Origin of the sequence: Pseudidiomarina sp. PP-1MA (assembly GCF_041200125.1) — a bacterium.
In the GTDB taxonomy this organism is placed as follows: Bacteria; Pseudomonadota; Gammaproteobacteria; order Enterobacterales; family Alteromonadaceae; genus Pseudidiomarina; species Pseudidiomarina fusca.
Map to the genome: position 1 here is coordinate 1113010 of NZ_CP165718.1, position 14805 is coordinate 1127814.

21 protein-coding genes are annotated in these 14805 nt (G+C 46.1%); 14 read left to right on the top strand and 7 right to left on the bottom strand.

Annotated elements, in window-relative coordinates; translation table 11 throughout:
- Positions 1-17: 17 nt before the first annotated feature.
- The 4 genes from AB8S08_RS05295 to AB8S08_RS05310 form a co-directional block, all read right to left on the bottom strand.
- Positions 18-248, bottom strand: coding sequence for a hypothetical protein (locus tag AB8S08_RS05295; RefSeq protein ID WP_369744006.1), 231 nt, complete (start codon positions 246-248; stop codon positions 18-20).
- On the bottom strand, positions 245-2005 hold the full coding sequence (locus AB8S08_RS05300; RefSeq protein WP_349276133.1) for a type IV secretion system DNA-binding domain-containing protein: 1761 nt from the start codon (positions 2003-2005) through the stop codon (positions 245-247). The genes AB8S08_RS05295 and AB8S08_RS05300 overlap by 4 nt, the downstream gene beginning before the upstream one ends.
- The gene (locus tag AB8S08_RS05305; protein ID WP_349276134.1) at positions 2005-2286 is read right to left on the bottom strand and encodes a hypothetical protein; all 282 of its coding nucleotides are present in this window, start codon (positions 2284-2286) and stop codon (positions 2005-2007) included. Before AB8S08_RS05305 ends, AB8S08_RS05300 begins: the two co-directional genes overlap by 1 nt.
- Before the next feature lie 78 nt (positions 2287-2364).
- Positions 2365-2631 carry a hypothetical protein gene (locus AB8S08_RS05310; protein WP_369744007.1) on the bottom strand — a complete coding sequence of 89 codons (267 nt, stop codon included), beginning with the start codon at positions 2629-2631 and terminating at the stop codon, positions 2365-2367.
- 691 nt (positions 2632-3322) lie between these two features.
- Between AB8S08_RS05310 and AB8S08_RS05315 the strand changes: the two genes are divergently transcribed.
- Together AB8S08_RS05315 and AB8S08_RS05320 are read left to right on the top strand one after the other, a co-directional pair.
- Complete coding sequence (locus AB8S08_RS05315; RefSeq protein ID WP_369744008.1) at positions 3323-4027, top strand: zeta toxin family protein; 705 nt, start codon at positions 3323-3325, stop codon at positions 4025-4027.
- 65 nt (positions 4028-4092) lie between these two features.
- Positions 4093-4257: a hypothetical protein gene (locus tag AB8S08_RS05320; protein WP_369744010.1), complete on the top strand. Its 165-nt coding sequence runs from the start codon at positions 4093-4095 to the stop codon at positions 4255-4257.
- Between the two features lie 83 nt (positions 4258-4340).
- On the opposite strand, the gene AB8S08_RS05325 is transcribed toward AB8S08_RS05320, so the two are convergent.
- From AB8S08_RS05325 to AB8S08_RS05335, 3 genes are all read right to left on the bottom strand, one after another.
- Positions 4341-4964, bottom strand: coding sequence for a hypothetical protein (locus tag AB8S08_RS05325; protein ID WP_369744012.1), 624 nt, complete (start codon positions 4962-4964; stop codon positions 4341-4343).
- A gap of 500 nt (positions 4965-5464) precedes the next feature.
- On the bottom strand, positions 5465-6172 hold the full coding sequence (locus AB8S08_RS05330; RefSeq protein ID WP_369744014.1) for a hypothetical protein: 708 nt from the start codon (positions 6170-6172) through the stop codon (positions 5465-5467).
- 109 nt (positions 6173-6281) lie between these two features.
- Complete coding sequence (locus tag AB8S08_RS05335) at positions 6282-6725, bottom strand: hypothetical protein (RefSeq protein WP_369744015.1); 444 nt, start codon at positions 6723-6725, stop codon at positions 6282-6284.
- Between the two features lie 120 nt (positions 6726-6845).
- Here AB8S08_RS05335 and AB8S08_RS05340 point away from each other — a divergent pair, with 120 nt between their 5' ends.
- The 12 genes from AB8S08_RS05340 (at position 6846) to AB8S08_RS05395 (ending at position 14670) form a co-directional block, all read left to right on the top strand.
- Positions 6846-7307, top strand: coding sequence for a hypothetical protein (locus AB8S08_RS05340; RefSeq protein WP_369744017.1), 462 nt, complete (start codon positions 6846-6848; stop codon positions 7305-7307).
- Between the two features lie 390 nt (positions 7308-7697).
- Positions 7698-8324, top strand: coding sequence for a hypothetical protein (locus AB8S08_RS05345; protein WP_369744018.1), 627 nt, complete (start codon positions 7698-7700; stop codon positions 8322-8324).
- 419 nt (positions 8325-8743) lie between these two features.
- A complete protein-coding gene (locus tag AB8S08_RS05350; protein ID WP_369744020.1) occupies positions 8744-9151 on the top strand; it encodes a hypothetical protein in 408 nt (135 codons plus the stop codon).
- Between the two features lie 110 nt (positions 9152-9261).
- Positions 9262-9567: a hypothetical protein gene (locus AB8S08_RS05355; RefSeq protein ID WP_369744022.1), complete on the top strand. Its 306-nt coding sequence runs from the start codon at positions 9262-9264 to the stop codon at positions 9565-9567.
- Positions 9568-9659: 92 nt separating this feature from the next.
- Entirely contained in the window at positions 9660-9959 is a 300-nt protein-coding gene (locus AB8S08_RS05360) for a hypothetical protein (protein WP_369744024.1), read from the top strand.
- A 138-nt stretch (positions 9960-10097) separates the two neighbouring features.
- Entirely contained in the window at positions 10098-10520 is a 423-nt protein-coding gene (locus AB8S08_RS05365; RefSeq protein WP_369742930.1) for a hypothetical protein, read from the top strand.
- Positions 10521-10628: 108 nt separating this feature from the next.
- A complete protein-coding gene (locus AB8S08_RS05370) occupies positions 10629-11051 on the top strand; it encodes a hypothetical protein (RefSeq protein ID WP_153827398.1) in 423 nt (140 codons plus the stop codon).
- Between the two features lie 100 nt (positions 11052-11151).
- Positions 11152-11595: a T6SS immunity protein Tdi1 domain-containing protein gene (locus tag AB8S08_RS05375; protein ID WP_110077045.1), complete on the top strand. Its 444-nt coding sequence runs from the start codon at positions 11152-11154 to the stop codon at positions 11593-11595.
- A gap of 75 nt (positions 11596-11670) precedes the next feature.
- On the top strand, positions 11671-12345 hold the full coding sequence (locus AB8S08_RS05380; RefSeq protein WP_092839476.1) for a hypothetical protein: 675 nt from the start codon (positions 11671-11673) through the stop codon (positions 12343-12345).
- A gap of 91 nt (positions 12346-12436) precedes the next feature.
- Complete coding sequence (locus AB8S08_RS05385) at positions 12437-12937, top strand: DUF2199 domain-containing protein (RefSeq protein WP_369744026.1); 501 nt, start codon at positions 12437-12439, stop codon at positions 12935-12937.
- Positions 12938-13045: 108 nt separating this feature from the next.
- Positions 13046-13459, top strand: a complete 414-nt coding sequence (locus AB8S08_RS05390) for a hypothetical protein (RefSeq protein ID WP_369744027.1) — start codon at positions 13046-13048, stop codon at positions 13457-13459.
- A gap of 125 nt (positions 13460-13584) precedes the next feature.
- The gene (locus AB8S08_RS05395) at positions 13585-14670 is read left to right on the top strand and encodes a saccharopine dehydrogenase family protein (protein WP_369744028.1); all 1086 of its coding nucleotides are present in this window, start codon (positions 13585-13587) and stop codon (positions 14668-14670) included.
- The last annotated feature ends 135 nt before the right edge of the window (positions 14671-14805 follow it).

Below are 14805 nucleotides of genomic sequence, written 5' to 3' on the forward strand. Positions count from 1 at the left end.
TTTGGGGGCAGAGAAAGTCAAGTCCCAGCCCGGTCTGTGGTGGACTCCGGCGTTTTCACACAAGGGGGGCCGTCAGGGGCAAAGCCACTGAACACACGGCGGTACACCGTGGGATCCAGCTCCCGCTTAATCCCCAGCCCTTTGGTCGCAAGGCCAATCATTTTGCCCTGTGGTTCGCCTTTTTCGTTCTGGTAGTAATCATCATTCTCGTAATACAAAATGTCGTTAATGGCACCTATGGAATTCATGCGGCTTGCCTCTGTTTTTTAAGTTGCTCACGGCGACTGGGCTTGTCTGTTGGCTCAGGGGCTTCGAGTGGTGTTGGTTTGGCCGTTAACCACTGTGCCGGGCAATGCTCATCACTGACAGGGCTTAGCTTGCTGTATGGCCAGCGAAGGCGATACACGGCCTTATAACCGGGAATTAAGAGGTATCCCACCACGCCTTTTTTATTGGGCTGCGGCAGCTGCACAAGGTTTGATGCACTGACCAATGGCAGTGTTTCCCGGTGCCAGTTTTGTGTGGTGCCGTCACCTTGGCCGGCACTGGAAGTGGGGCGTTCAACGACACGCTCCCCAAAGGCTTTGGCGGTATAGGTCGCGGTCTCACCAGCCGCACCCACACGCATGGAGGCAAACAGGGTAAACATGTTCAAAAGCGTATCCGCTTCCTGCTCACCGTAAATGTGTTTCAATTGCGAGATGGATTGTGTGCCGCCGCAAATACGACAACCCTTGCTGCGGCCTAAGCTCATCCATTCTGACAAGGCTGGGTTCTTGGGCAAGTTGCCTAATTCGTCGATAAACAGCCACAACTCGCGCTTGGTGCTGTTGGTCTGCGCCAAGATATGACTGGTCATCAGGGCAATGAGCGTATTGGCCAACGGTGCCCCGATATCTTTATAGCGTTTGTCGGCTTGCACGATAATGATGGGCTTTTCTGTCTCTGGGTCACTCACCCAGTCGCGCACACAAAAGCCATCTTCATACGCCTTTGGCCATGCATCAGCGAGGGTGTAAATCCAACCTAAGCTACCGACAAGCTGCGCAAAGAATGATTGGGTGGTTTTGCTACCCTCAACGATAAACCGCGCAGCGCGTGGGTAATACTGGCTTAACTGGCTTTGCAGTACGGCTTCGTCACAGCTTAAGATATCGGCCAGCTCTGACCAACCCCAACGGGTTTGGGTATGGTTCAATATTTCAATCATGCCGCAAAACAACATCCGCGCCCCGTTTGACCACAATGGTTCGTGAGACTCAGGAATGAGTCGCTCGGCAATGAGCTGCGCCTGTGTCGCATTGTGGGCATCAGATTGAATATCCCACGCTGTGCCACGAGCATCCCATGGAGCCAGTAACACGGTGGTTTCAGGCTGGTAGAACAAGGCGGTAAACTCGCGCTTCTCATCATAGATAAAGGCGCGTTCGCCCCGAACAATGACCTGATCAATCAGAGGCGCAATAAACACGGTTTTCCCCGTGCCTTGGTTGCCCACCACAAGGATGTTGCCAGACTCACGGGCTTTGCTGATCTGCAATTGCGGGTGCAGTTTTAAGCCCGGTTGGCTGCTACTTTGCTTAGCTTCCCGTTTGGCCATGTGCTTAGCATGATTTAGCGCCGTGCGGCCTTGATGTAAACGTGCACCAGAGATATGACGGTAACCGTCTTTGCCGCCGGTCACGTAAAAGCGTCTTGCACTGAAAAACGCCGGAATACTTGCCAACAAGGCTGGCAAGACAAGGTGCAGAGCAAAGGCCAAGTGCCAGCCCTGTTTGGCTAACGCGCTCCAGTAGCCAAGCCAAGGGCGTAAGGACTGGTCAACGACCAATCCTGCTACGCTATCCAGCCAATAGTCCACATGGACACTTAACGCTGGCCATGGCGTCAGCCATGACCAAGACCAGATAAGCAGGCCAACAAAGGTGGCAAGCCAGATGGTGCTGCCAACGAACAGGATGCTTGCCCAATCCTGACGACGATACGAGGTGGGATGATTGTTCATTAGAATTTCACTCCCTTACCGTGCAGTTGGCTTAAGGCTTGTTTGCGATCTGCATCGGCCAAGTCCAAGGTTGTGCACAGCATTTCAAACTGGACTTTGCGCTGACGCTGTTCGAGTTTGAGCAAAAGCTGTTGCAATTGCTGTTGCTCTTGGTAATGTGTCCATGAGCTTCGAATGACATCAGCCACAGTGCAGCCTCTGCGCTCTGCTTCGGTTTGAAGACGAGTGAAATCCTCGCCTGAGAATCGTGCCGTAACGGCTTTGTTTAATTGTTTATTCATGGGGGAAATCTCCGATTGCGTGAATAAAATCAAGGGGTTCAGGCTTTGTGCACCGTGGCAGCGGTGCACAAAGCGAAATCATTCTGGCAGTACCAGATACGGGAGTTTGCGAGCGATGACGCTGCGCCAGCGCGGCCACCAACGGTGAGTGGGGTTTGTGCTCATAATCTCTTGTTCGCTAGGCACCGAGTTGAAGAATCTCAACGTGGCGTGGTCTGGGTGCTGTAGCTCTTCATCAAGGCGGTACAGATCATTACGCACGGTTGAGAAACCGAAGCCGGGCAGCTTCAGACAGTCTTCATTCAACAGTTCACAGGCAAGTTTGGCGATGGCCTCTCGGGTCAACGTGGGGTCGTCATACTTGGCGTAAATGGCCAACCCAAACAAGTCTCGTCGTCGGCGCTCAGCATGGGACAGCCCCTCAGCGAAACCCCTACCATGTCAAGGTAGTCTGGGGTAATTTTTATCTTTGTACCTTAATGTGCATTGTTTTGCAACCCTTGCTACACAAGGGCTGCAGCTATCCGTCATCTCAGCGTCGCTTAAAATCCATTAAGGTAAATTAGCATGGTCACCGCCAACTTGGTCACATGGTCTTGGCATGAAATCATGCTATTTTGAGCGGCAAAAAAGCATGATTTCATGCTATTTAGGTTTTTGGATGGTGGGTAGGTATGCAGATTTGTGCGCGATTTTATGCTAGTAAAATAGCGTTGTCAGGAATATTTGATGCGTAATTAAGGTTGAAAATTAATCGTTTTCGTATTGGTATGACATACTAAAAGGAAGCCAAGGTATGCAGGTAAAGCAGATAATCGGAAGAGATGCGAGATCGAACTTGCTAATCAATTCGGTCAGATTAGGGGCGAATCAAATAGAGGCGATTAAATCTACACAGTCATTAGCGGATGTATTGAAAAATTGCACTCAAGAGTCTGTAAAACTGGATGATGAGAGTATAGCTTGGTTAAATGCCAGAAGTGTTGGTAAAGAGCTACTCTAATATTAAGTTAGGTTTTAGCACCAAGGAGAACGCATGTCGCCAGAGGACAAGGAAATAGAGCAGCAAGCAATAACTTACGCAAAGAAAAATAAAACGAAGTTAGCGCGTCAACTCACCGATAAAACAATCTACGCAAAAGAGCGAGATCCGGTATCAGTATTCATGTGTGGTTCGCCCGGCGCTGGGAAAACTGAATCATCCAAAATATTTTTGAAGGAGATTGGCTCGGATAATGTGATTCGATTAGACCCAGACGATCTCCGGTGTAAGTTCCCCGGATATAACGGCGCAAACTCGTACCTGTTTCAACGAGCAATATCCGTGATTATCGAGCGAGCATTAGACTATGCATTTCAAGGTAAACAATCATTCCTGCTAGATGGCACGTTATCGAAATTAGATATTGCTAAGAAAAATATTCAACGTTGTCTTGATCGTAAAAGAAACGTTCTAATTTTGTTTGTCTACCAATCACCAGCAATGGCGTGGGAGTTCGTTCAAGCACGTGAGAAAGAGGAGGGGCGACGAATTCTTCCTGAAACGTTCATTGAGCAATTTTTGGGAGCTCAGGAAGTTGTACGGGAACTGAAAAGACAATTTGGTAGTCAAATCCAGGTAGATTTATTGGTTAAAAATAACCGAGGCCATACGCGGTTTTATCATGACAATGTTACAGATGTTGAAAGTTTGATTACTGAGAAATTCACTCGCATTGAGTTGGAACAGTTGATAAAATAAGCGCCCTTTGTATCATGTAACAACGTGGACAAAGCAAACGAAATAATAATATTGAGGAAACACAAATGCTTAGCCGTATTTTTGGTAGCAAAGCACCTGAAAATTCGAACCTGTCAGAATTCGTGCGAAATGCAAAATCGCGCGAGAAGAAGCGTGTGTATGCTCGGGTAATTGATAAAGCAATTGAGGCACAGAACGAAGTGATTGAACGCCAAAAGGCAACGTCATAGAGCTTCACGAATGAATTTAATGAAAAACGGAGGCGATTGCCTCCGTTTTTGGTCTAGCTCTCTCCACTTACAAGCGATGTTGATCAGCGCTCCGCAAAGCCAAAAATGGTCCTGAGTCGCTTTGTTTCCTCGTCTAGTACTTCAGAAAATAAATCGAATATTACCCCACGTTTAATAATATACATTGGCGCGAAGAAAGCGGCGTTAGTCAATTCCTTCATAAACAGCTCTATCGATTCATCAGTTACTGGTGTCACGGATGGAAAAACAGCAACAGGTGAGGATGCCTCGGAAAAATCTTCAAAGGAGATATCAAGGTTTCCTTCATCATCCAAATCGTATGTTGGCGGGTTTGCGCAATAATGCCGATATAGCTTAGGCAACAGGTATTGCCCAAACCATTCTGATGATTGCCACCACCCCTCGTCAAATGCCGATTCTGCAAAACTCATATAGTCTTTAATATCGAATATTGCTATGACCGGGAGCTGAGATAACTGCTTGAAAGCCTTATCAACGTCAGTATGTTTCTGTAAGACTTTCCAATGGCTAAAATCATAGCTCTTCGCAATCAAGTCTAACGATTGCGTATGTGTAAGGCGTGGTTTGTCTTTTTTGAGCTCCTTAGCTTTTCGTTTTAGCTCGTCAATCTCGCGCTTAGAAAAGTAAGGCACTGGCTGATGTATTGGGGGATTACGATCGTACATACTAATATCCTCAAATAGCGCTCAAGCACTGCCTGCGAATACTTTTGCTAAATGAAGTATCAGTTTATATTTGACTGAATGAATACGTCTTCCCTTTGGGTTTGCCGAAGCAGGCTGCAGGCGCAGACGAACGCCACTTGTAATAATTTAGAGCATCTTTATGGCCATGTCCACCATGTTATTCCTATGCCAGGATTAGCACGAACTACCTTAGCGGCCGCGAACCTCTAGGTATTGTTTTAGGAAATTTAAACATCTATTAGTAAAATGAAAACCGCCCATTAAAAATGAGAACCGCCCATTAAAAATGAGCGGCTTTTGAGTTTGTATCGGTCATGCCATTTAAGGTTAATAATTAGGGCCACTAGCACTTAATCGTCCGACTTATCTTTATCTTTATGAGGGTTCCATTTAAACGCGATCAAATAGCCGATAAAGAGCGCCAAAATCGGTGCGAGCAACACAAAAAAACCTTGAAGATTAGTCATCAATCACTCCCTTCAGGCCGCCTGTGCCGAACTTACGAGTTGTCCGGGCGCTGGAAACGACACGCCTTGTCGCAGAATATCGGCGGCGGGCGCTCCAAGGCTTTCATAATCCAAACTTAAACACTTATTCAAAGCGTCAATCTGTGCTGCGGTGAATACATAGGGCGTTACCGTTTTAGCAATGTGTGCGCGTCGTCGTTCTGGCAGCGTAAAGGATACATTCGATGGATGCGGATTCAATTCACCGGATTTCACATGGGTATAAATATCGTCGGTGATTTCCCAAGCCCCCCATTGCTCACAAATAATATCGGGGTTAAGGCCGGCCAGTTCGTGAGAATAGGTGGCATCACGATCAAATCGATAATGCTTGGTACCGTTTAACGATGTCTTGGTGATGTCTGGCTCCATGTAAAACTTGTACCAAATATCCAAACAAACATCACTATCTTGGCAAGCTTGAGGAATAAGCTGCATTCCAGGACTAAGCGCTGCAAGCGCGGTTAGATACAACCGGTAGCCATAACCCTTTTTCTCGGCGGCAGTGGCTAGGGTTTCGATTTGCGCGTAATTATCATCGCGTAGCTCGAACTGAAGGACCCCTAAAATTTGCTGGTGGTTGTCGACCAAAGCAATTAGTTGATGCTCCATATCAAACAGGCATTTGGTGTGTTCAGCATGCGCGAACGCCTTATCGAAAACGGTTTTTGAGTGGTGCATCGTTGTGGCTCCTTGTTGGTTGATTTAATTAATGCGTAACCACGCTAGCATGTTTTGAATTTGGCGCTACTGATTGGCAGAGCATGAAAATAGGGGGGCTTCAGGGCTTTTAATCAAATGGGTTATGTGAGTCAAATGAGCTGAGTGAGTCGTTATGGATACTAATGTTAAAGATATCGTCATCGCTCATACTGCGGGTGAATATGTCGTCATCGAACACTGAATGACTATTTGCTGGATTTAATGGCGAGAGCAGGTTGGTTGGGTCGAGTAAGTCGTCGTGCAGCATTGAGTGGTGACATGAGTGGTGAAAGGTGCGGTGACTTCTCCAACAAAACTGGCAACGGTGCGGTGTTGGCTCATCATCACAATCGTGTAACCCCCGCAGCTCTGCGCTTAAGGGGCGTGTGTTCGTATCTTTAATCTGCTTACTAGCTTTTTTGATAGGTTCAGGAGCGAGCAAGTCTGGTGAGCGTTTTGCAGCAACGTCTCCCTTACCAAGTAGATAGCCAATAACCATGACAGCAAACGCAACCGAGATGATAATTCCCATGTGATTTCTCCATTTGATACTCAGTTAATTCAGTCGTAAAAACTGATGCTATGGTTAACATGAGTAACATAATTTGAAATTGACGCTACAATCTTGCAGAAGGTAGGTTGAGGGATTTGAATGAACACTGCATCAGCGGAAGAAAACACGAGTTCATTAAGCGAATGGATTGTTGAACTTGCTCAAGGTCGTTCTTGCGCAAGTATCGCGATTCCGGTACCCAAGGTGCAGCAAGAGTTGCGAAAGGGGATTAATGCTTGCGTGATTGACTCGCTACAACACTTCATTCCTATGCCGCTCATTATCGGTGCGCTTGGTTTGACTGAGCGTACAGTTAAGCTAAAAGTGGCAAATCAGATAAAATTGAACGCCTCGCAATCAGATACGTTGCTTCATTTTGTGAGAACGTGGTGTAAATTACTGTCATTTTTTGATGGCCGTTGCGATTTATTGCTCATGTGGCTAGATAGTGAGGCGAGAGCGTTAGAGCAAACACAACCTCGGCTTTTAATGCAAACAGCCTATGGTCGCAATGTATTGATTAAGTTGATTGATGAAATGCGTGTTGGTGAGATAGCCTGATGAGTTGTGAAGATTGACAGTTAACATGCCGTCAATCGACGTGCTTAACGCAAGTGCATACTGCAAAAGATAACTATATGATTGTCTTACAGGACAACAGAGAGGGCTCTATGACAACAACCCAAGCAATTATTATGACGATCACACCAGTGCTATTTGTAGCCATTAGTCTGGCAATGATTTATTGGCCTAAAAAAGATAAATAGGCTAGTAAATTTTCAATTTGAAAGGTTGCATATTGGGTGGGGTGATTTGAATAGGCGCCCATTTAGAGCGCCTATTCGATGACTAATAGTTTGACGGGCTATTAATCGAAACGTTCTTCATCCTTACCTGATTATTTTTACTGGAAATCGACTCAAATGCAAGGAAACATCTGAAAGGATATTCATGTCAGCGATTTACACAGCAATACAAGAGAACCCAGAGTATTTCGCATGGGCGGTTGGTCTGATAAATGTTTTGTGGGTGGTGTTTATTTATTTCAATAAGCAAAGCCATGACAGAGCAATGGCTCAGTTGCGAATTGATTTGAGTTTGGAAGCCGAAAGACGAAAGAAAGTATTTGAACTCAAGGCAAACCAATACGAGACTTACGTGGCTAATTTAGATGCATTCGGAAGGAAGCATCAGGTGGATCTCCCAGCCCGCATGCGCCCGATCTTTGATAAGTATCTGAATGATTATCTTGCTGCTACAAAGTCAGGCGAAAAGCAACAAGAGCATCGGGTAATAACGTGGTTCAGCAGCCAAGTTTCAGCGCTAATGCAGGAAGGACTCGACGATGTACTGAAGCTTCAAGCTGAGTCCAACCGTTTGAAGCTAACGGCGACAGATGAAATGATTGATACTTTCTCTAAGCTGGAGGCTCTGACAAAAACTTCAATGGATAAGGCGCATGAGTTTATGGGGCAGTTTACAGAAATAGCTCTCGCCCAAGATCACCAACGCACAGAACAATATCAAACGGAGCTAAAAGAGCTGGGGCGGCAAACTCAAGAAACGGCAACAAGCTAATGCAGCAAATGAGAGCAGAGCTCAGGGCAATTTAGAAATATTGCTTATATTGCCGTTAGTCAGCTTTGAGCGAAAAGCAGACCTTATGATTTTCGGCCTAATCCAACTAGTGACTAGCCGCCCGTTATTAGTAAGTGTCGGTGTCGCTAGCGATGCACGGCACATTCACTTTGGGAATATTGCGCGTTTTGCTGTTGTGTTTTTTATTTAAGTCGTTTACTGTCAATGACATAACAAAAAACAAAGATTGGATATCGTGCGCTCGCTAGAGTGTAAGTGAGCATGCTCAAATTGCCTGTGCTAACTCGGATTCTTTCAAGTTAGGAATGCCTGCTTGCTCAGTAAGTTAAGAGCTGAAAAACATCAATTGGACGAGTTGCTAAACGCGCACGCACAATATACAAATGTTAGGTGCCATCATGAAACTTCGTGCAACCATCTTGCTTCTATGCCTTTTCTCAATGCTTGCGGAAGCAACATCTATCGGATGCAGTTCAAACGAGGCAAATCGCGTTATTTCAAAAGAAGTTTTCTTTCCTTTCAAAGCAGGTGAATTCGGCTATCAGTACACATTCTCCGTTCCTGTGTTATACAGAGGACAAGAATACAAGGGAGCGGTGGTGATTGTGGGAAGCAAGGAGACACCATATCTTCTGTTTTTCCCTCATCTAGAGCGCCAAGATGGCATTGATGCTAAATTGGGCGGGCTTTTTTATCACAACAGCTTATTGAAAAATGCAGAGCTAATAGTTGAATACGGAGATTACTGTGGCGGCAATGGCTATCAGGTTAGTTTTAAGTTCAGTGGAAGCATATCTGGCACCTAACAAGGCCAGTCAAATCGGACAAAAACTTGCAGTCACTTTTTTTGCAAACTGCGCAACAAAGCGCCATCAAGCTTTTGCCGTTGCTGGCGGGCGTTATGTGACTCGATAAGATGAAATTACCAACAAAGTCTGAAATTATAATTGGGTGTGCCTTTATAAGCTTTGGCGTGTTCAGGCTGTTTTATTCGCCTAATGAGTTTAGTTCGGGATGGTATGCGATATTTTTTGGCGTGACGTTATTTATTTTCCCCGGGCCTCAACTCAGAGAAAAGTACAAACAAACTGAAGAATCAAAAGAGCTGTGGCGGCAGAATGCCAAAGCTTCAAGTTCAAAGAGCTTAAGTTGGTGGGCATCGCCATTCCCGTGGGCTTTGTTAATCTGTCTAGTGGTGGTGGCTTTTGCAATCGTCACATAACAAGCAAATATTATCGCCAGCAAACAGCGCTGGCTGCGACGTCAACCCGCTGCGCGGCTTTCCGCGCTAAATTTGGGCGTTAGGCGGTAACCATGAGTCAGGCTGAAATTTTCCTAAGCTGGCGCATACCGTTTGTCATGTTTGGACGGGAGTGTTTAGTTGCCAGAACGAATGCAGTTGATGTGATAAAACAAATTTATGGGAATGGTTTTATCTTTCTGGGCTACGATGCTTTTGCTGTATTTCCAGACGGTAAGCGGCAACCGATAACGGATTTTTGTGCTTCATTTTCTGCTGGAAATCAGCCCAGCATTAATGCCGCTACAGACTCACTTAAAAACGATCCGTTGCAGGTAGCACATTATGTTTTTGTTTTTAAACCCAGCGCCTAACAAAGTGCGGCATTCGGAGCCTGCGGCCCCTGCGACGCTCACAAGTTCGCGCGCATGCGCACGGCGTTACACGTCACTATGAAATTAAGCATCGCTACATTAATCCTATTATTTTCAACATTTTGCTTTGGAGGCAGCATGGAGCAAGGGAAAGCCGAATCACAACAACTCATGGATGCCGTATTGCCATTGGCAGAGCAGCTGCTAGCCCAGCATGGTGAGTTCTTCCCCTACGGAGGTGCAATGACGCCATCCGGAGAAATAGTTAGTGTTGCAGCTTACGATGGTGATGAGCACCCTCCATCATCTGAAGTTATCTCAATGCTTCAGCAGGCCTTCATCTCAGCAGCACAGTCAGGGGAATATAAAGCCACCGCCTTAGTCTATGATGTCCGTGTCCCGTTACCAGAAACCGGCGAAAAGTCAGACGCTATAGCAATCGCTCTAGATCATGAGTCTGGTTACTCTGTTGTAGTGCTCCTGCCATATCAGCTCACAGAGCAAGAGCTTAGGTTTGGCAATATCTTTGCGCAGGCAGGAGATAACGGTGTTTTTAAATAGTCCGCAACGTGTAACAAGTGCAGGCAACATCGCCCCTTCGGGGCTGGACCTCCATTCCGCAGCTTCGCTGCTCCATTGCGGCCGTTGCTGCAGGCGTTAGGCATTTCCATGAACGAAAAGATTAGTTTAGATAGCAAATACCTTGTTGAAATTCGTCTTGGGGAAAACCATGAGAAGGTTCATGCTGCTTGGCAAGACGATACTAATGAAGGTTTTCTGATTTGTTATGACATTAATTTATTATTTGATGATCAAACTATATTCTTGGTCAAACCATGTGAAATTGGGATTGCTGGTCGGTATCCCGGGATGGCGTTGTCATTGGAAAAAATTGAGTCAGTAAATTGTCAGTCGCCGTTCAATGCTTCGTGCCTTCCGATGAAAGTTGATGAAGTAATTCAAACAGATTACTTGGGTGAGGGCGCTGTAAATGAAATTATCCTTGTTCTAGTGAATAAATGCAGAATTATAATCAGGCATGTCTTTCCCCCCATGACAATGGGTGTAAAACTGGAGCAAAAAAATGCCTAACAAACCGCTTAAATTCGTTCCGGCCACAAAAAGCGTGGCCTCCACCGGACTCGCTAACGCTCGCCGTTTAGCGGGGCGTTAGCTTTCACAGGAAGTGTCGATGACTCTGAATGATTTAACCGTAAATTTTTCTCATCTAAATCGAGACTCTTTACTCAGTGATTGGGAGTGGCTTTTAGAGGGTAAATTCTTACCAATTCTGATGTCAGCGTCTGGTGACGCATTTGTACAGCATGTCGAAAATAGAGAAGTTTGGTGGTTAGATACTGGCGGAGCAGAATTTTCTAAGGTAGCTGAGTCACCTGAACAGTTTAACGAACTTCTATCAGACAAAGAATTTGTTGTTGAATGTTTTGCTATACAAATGGTCGGTGATTTAATTCAATCTGGCAAAGTATTATCTAACGGCCAAATATATAGTTTAATACAACCTTGGTTGTTAGGTGGTGAATATAAAATTAGCAATATTAACCCAACAGACATCGAGGTTCATTTTTCTTTGAGTGGGCAAATAGCAAAACAAGTTGGTAGAAGTGAAAGCTAACAAGCCAATTATTCCGACCTCAACTCGCTGCGCTCGTTTCGTCGGCATATTGGGGCGTTAGCTTTCAGGAGAAGTATGAAGTTTTATCTCTTTATCTTGGTGATTTTTAGCTCGCAAGTTACTTATGCCGAAAGCCTTAGAAAAGTGCGACTAGATGACACTAAAATTTGCTATCCATCTAGTTTTTCACCGGATAGTTCATTTATGAAAGCATTTCTTGCACCTATCGCTGACGAGCTCGATAGTTCGGATGGTCAAGAATTGATATACATCCCAGCTCAAAATATTAAGGCTAAGGTTTCGGGATACACATTAAGCCATATCAACAGTAATGGGGTAGATTTTGAGCATGAGCTAATGGGGTTGGCATATGCAAGCTCACAGATTGGCAATCCTAATGGAATGGCTGAAGCCGCTTGGAACGTTTACGACAAAAGAGATACCGTGTATGTGGAAAAAGACCCAAGCCTGCCGTTTTATCGTGTTTATGAGTATCACGAGCCTCTGTTTATGTGGCACCTTGTTCGATCTGCGCCTTTGAAGAACCCAGGAAAAGCTATTCCATCGGACTGGTATATAGGCCATTGCTCTGAATCGGCAGGCAGCTTTAGCTGCAAACAAACAATTAATTTTGAATCCATATTCTATGAATATGAGCTACAAGCACATGATCTACATCTTCGTAGCGAAGTCAGCGAAGCCGTGAAATCGCTGTTTAAAGAGTGGAAGCAGAACTGTGAAAAAAGCTAACAAGCGCAGGCACGGCGACGCCTTTTTCGTTGCGGCTTCGCCTCCACTACAAAGCCGCGCGTGCTGCGGGCGTTAAATGGCAAAGGAAGTTATGTCGCAAGAATTAGTAAAGTGCCCATGTTGTGAAAAAATGGTTCCGGCAACTGATGTTGAACTCACGTATCGCTTGCCTGATGACATTGCTTCTATGGATGAAGAAGAAAGAGATTCGACCTGCAAGTACACAAACGATTATGTGGTGTGCAATGATGAGTATTTTTATCTACGTTGTGTATTGCCTTTGCCAATACATGATACTGGCCGCGAATACTGCTTAGGTGTTTGGGTGCAGGTTTCGCCCAATAGCTTCAATAAAGTTTGGGAATTATGGGACGATGATGCGCAAGTAAGTGAGCCGCCATTTATAGGCTTACTTGCAAATAATGTTCATCTTAATACCGGAGTTTCAAATGCAGAAGTGATGGTTCAGCTTACTGGACCAAAAACAAGGCCAGTAGTTACCGTTAAAGACGTAGCTTGTTCTCTTTATAAAGAGCAGCAATGCGGTATTACAATACACCGGTCTAGCGAGTATTCAGACTTATGCCGGTAATGCCATTTAACAATGCGCACCACGCGCAGCCTGCGGCTGCTGGGACGTCAAACGCTAACGCGTTTTTCCGCCCGTGTGCTTTGCGTTATACGTTTTCGGAGTACTGAGTTGGAGCAACTTTCAATTAAGTCAAAATACTTGGTTAAAACCGATAATATTGGATTTCTATTTCCGGTTGTCTGGTCTTCAATCGCTCTAATTTGGGGCGTACTGTTCCACGAAGTGTCAGGTGCAATTTTCATATCAATAATCTCATTATTCTTTGTATGGTTAACTTACAAGCTGACTTCGTTCGTTTTAAGCTTTCAGCAGCATAGTGGTATCGTATCGAATGGGCATTATGATCAGGCTATTAAGCTTTTATGGTTTGTATCAGCGTTCGGTTTTCTTGTGTCTATAGCAAATGCCGTACTTTTTCAGCCAGAAAAACATATGTATTACCAAGCCGTATTTTCAATAGTCAGTTTTGGGTTTGCACTAGCCTCGGCGCGAAAATGGGGCTGTCACTATGTGGCTAAATGATATTTTAGCTAAAGCACGTATAACAAGGCGCAGCACTCGCGGCCTGCGGCCGCTGGGATGCCAACCGCTGCGCGGTCGTCACCCGTGTGCTTTGCGTTGGATTGATTGGCTTGTCGAGCTTTCTGATGAATAGAGCTAACGAAAAAGAAACCGTCGTCGTGCTCGGTGGGTATGGCGCCGTTGGGGCCGCAGTATGCGAAGCACTTGCACTTAACTGTCGGATTGTTGTTGCCGGCCGTGACTTTAACAAAGCTCAACATATGGCACAGCGACTCGGCGAACAGGCCGAAGCAGCACAGCTGGATACGACTGACCCGAGCACCTATAGAGATCTTCTGAAGCGAGCCTCCGTGGTCGTCAACTGCGTAGAGCATAATAACTTTGCAGTGGCGGAACAGTGCCTGACCCACTCGGTGCATTATGTAGATGTTTCAGCTACAGCCGATGTGATCAGTCAACTACAAACCCTGGACTCATCGGCGAAGTCTGCAAATGCGACGGCGGTTTTTAGTGTTGGTGTCGCTCCGGGTCTGACGAACTTACTGGTAGACCATGCTCAATCGCGCTTGGGCCCGCTGAAACGTGCTGATATTTTCGTCTTACTGGGCCTTGGTGAAAGCCACGGTGCAGCCGCGATCCAGTGGACCTTGAAGCAATTTGGGCATAAGTTCTCCGTAAAAACGGATGGTGCCCGCAAGGAAGTGAGTGCGTTCTGTGAAGGATTATCGACCACAATGCCAGAGCCATTCGGCCGACGGACAGGGTACCGCTTCGACTTCTCGGACCAGCATACATTACCAGCGACGCTCGGAATCGAGAGCGTAAACACCTGGTTGTGTTTTGATTCGCGAGCGGTTACCAGAATTCTTTGGTGGCTCGCGAAGTCGCAGCTCCTGTCGGTTCTTCCTCTATGGCGTTGGTCTAACACTATTTCAAAACTTTCTCACTGGGTGCCAATGGGTGGGACTCAATTCGCCGTTCAGGTGGATGCTATCGGCGGCAATGAGTGCCCGAACCGCTTCACCCTTACCGGAGATGGCGAAGCCGATGTGACTGGCCGTGTCGCAGCGCACGTCGCCGAGTACTTGTTAAGTTCCTCAGCGCCACCGGGAGCACTGCACCTTGAACAGCTAATGAATCTTGAGACGCTTCTTGAGATGCTGGGCAATAGATTGTTCGTAACAGAAAGTGTGTCGGAGCCGGGGACGTAGACATCCAACCAGTCGCTCAAGTTCGTTCCCGGCCTTGCGGCCGTCCACCGGACGGCCCTATCGGGCCGCCGCTTAGCTATTCGTTGTAAACGTCCGCTGTTGGCACAAAGCCGAAGGTCAGCAATGAGCGAAAAC

Excerpts from the sequence above, each read along its gene's own strand:
- AB8S08_RS05375 (WP_110077045.1), top strand. The coding sequence starts at position 11,152 with ATGACTCTGAATGATTTAACCGTAAATTTTTCTCATCTAAATCGAGAC.
- AB8S08_RS05315 (WP_369744008.1), top strand. The coding sequence starts at position 3,323 with ATGTCGCCAGAGGACAAGGAAATAGAGCAGCAAGCAATAACTTACGCA.
- AB8S08_RS05365 (WP_369742930.1), top strand. The coding sequence starts at position 10,098 with ATGGAGCAAGGGAAAGCCGAATCACAACAACTCATGGATGCCGTATTG.
- AB8S08_RS05335 (WP_369744015.1), bottom strand. The coding sequence starts at position 6,725 with ATGGGAATTATCATCTCGGTTGCGTTTGCTGTCATGGTTATTGGCTAT.
- AB8S08_RS05340 (WP_369744017.1), top strand. The coding sequence starts at position 6,846 with ATGAACACTGCATCAGCGGAAGAAAACACGAGTTCATTAAGCGAATGG.
- AB8S08_RS05300 (WP_349276133.1), bottom strand. The coding sequence starts at position 2,005 with ATGAACAATCATCCCACCTCGTATCGTCGTCAGGATTGGGCAAGCATC.
- AB8S08_RS05395 (WP_369744028.1), top strand. The coding sequence starts at position 13,585 with ATGAATAGAGCTAACGAAAAAGAAACCGTCGTCGTGCTCGGTGGGTAT.
- AB8S08_RS05330 (WP_369744014.1), bottom strand. The coding sequence starts at position 6,172 with ATGCACCACTCAAAAACCGTTTTCGATAAGGCGTTCGCGCATGCTGAA.
- AB8S08_RS05355 (WP_369744022.1), top strand. The coding sequence starts at position 9,262 with ATGAAATTACCAACAAAGTCTGAAATTATAATTGGGTGTGCCTTTATA.
- AB8S08_RS05385 (WP_369744026.1), top strand. The coding sequence starts at position 12,437 with ATGTCGCAAGAATTAGTAAAGTGCCCATGTTGTGAAAAAATGGTTCCG.
- AB8S08_RS05295 (WP_369744006.1), bottom strand. The coding sequence starts at position 248 with ATGAATTCCATAGGTGCCATTAACGACATTTTGTATTACGAGAATGAT.
- AB8S08_RS05360 (WP_369744024.1), top strand. The coding sequence starts at position 9,660 with ATGAGTCAGGCTGAAATTTTCCTAAGCTGGCGCATACCGTTTGTCATG.
- AB8S08_RS05325 (WP_369744012.1), bottom strand. The coding sequence starts at position 4,964 with ATGTACGATCGTAATCCCCCAATACATCAGCCAGTGCCTTACTTTTCT.
- AB8S08_RS05305 (WP_349276134.1), bottom strand. The coding sequence starts at position 2,286 with ATGAATAAACAATTAAACAAAGCCGTTACGGCACGATTCTCAGGCGAG.
- AB8S08_RS05370 (WP_153827398.1), top strand. The coding sequence starts at position 10,629 with ATGAACGAAAAGATTAGTTTAGATAGCAAATACCTTGTTGAAATTCGT.
- AB8S08_RS05320 (WP_369744010.1), top strand. The coding sequence starts at position 4,093 with ATGCTTAGCCGTATTTTTGGTAGCAAAGCACCTGAAAATTCGAACCTG.
- AB8S08_RS05380 (WP_092839476.1), top strand. The coding sequence starts at position 11,671 with ATGAAGTTTTATCTCTTTATCTTGGTGATTTTTAGCTCGCAAGTTACT.
- AB8S08_RS05345 (WP_369744018.1), top strand. The coding sequence starts at position 7,698 with ATGTCAGCGATTTACACAGCAATACAAGAGAACCCAGAGTATTTCGCA.
- AB8S08_RS05350 (WP_369744020.1), top strand. The coding sequence starts at position 8,744 with ATGAAACTTCGTGCAACCATCTTGCTTCTATGCCTTTTCTCAATGCTT.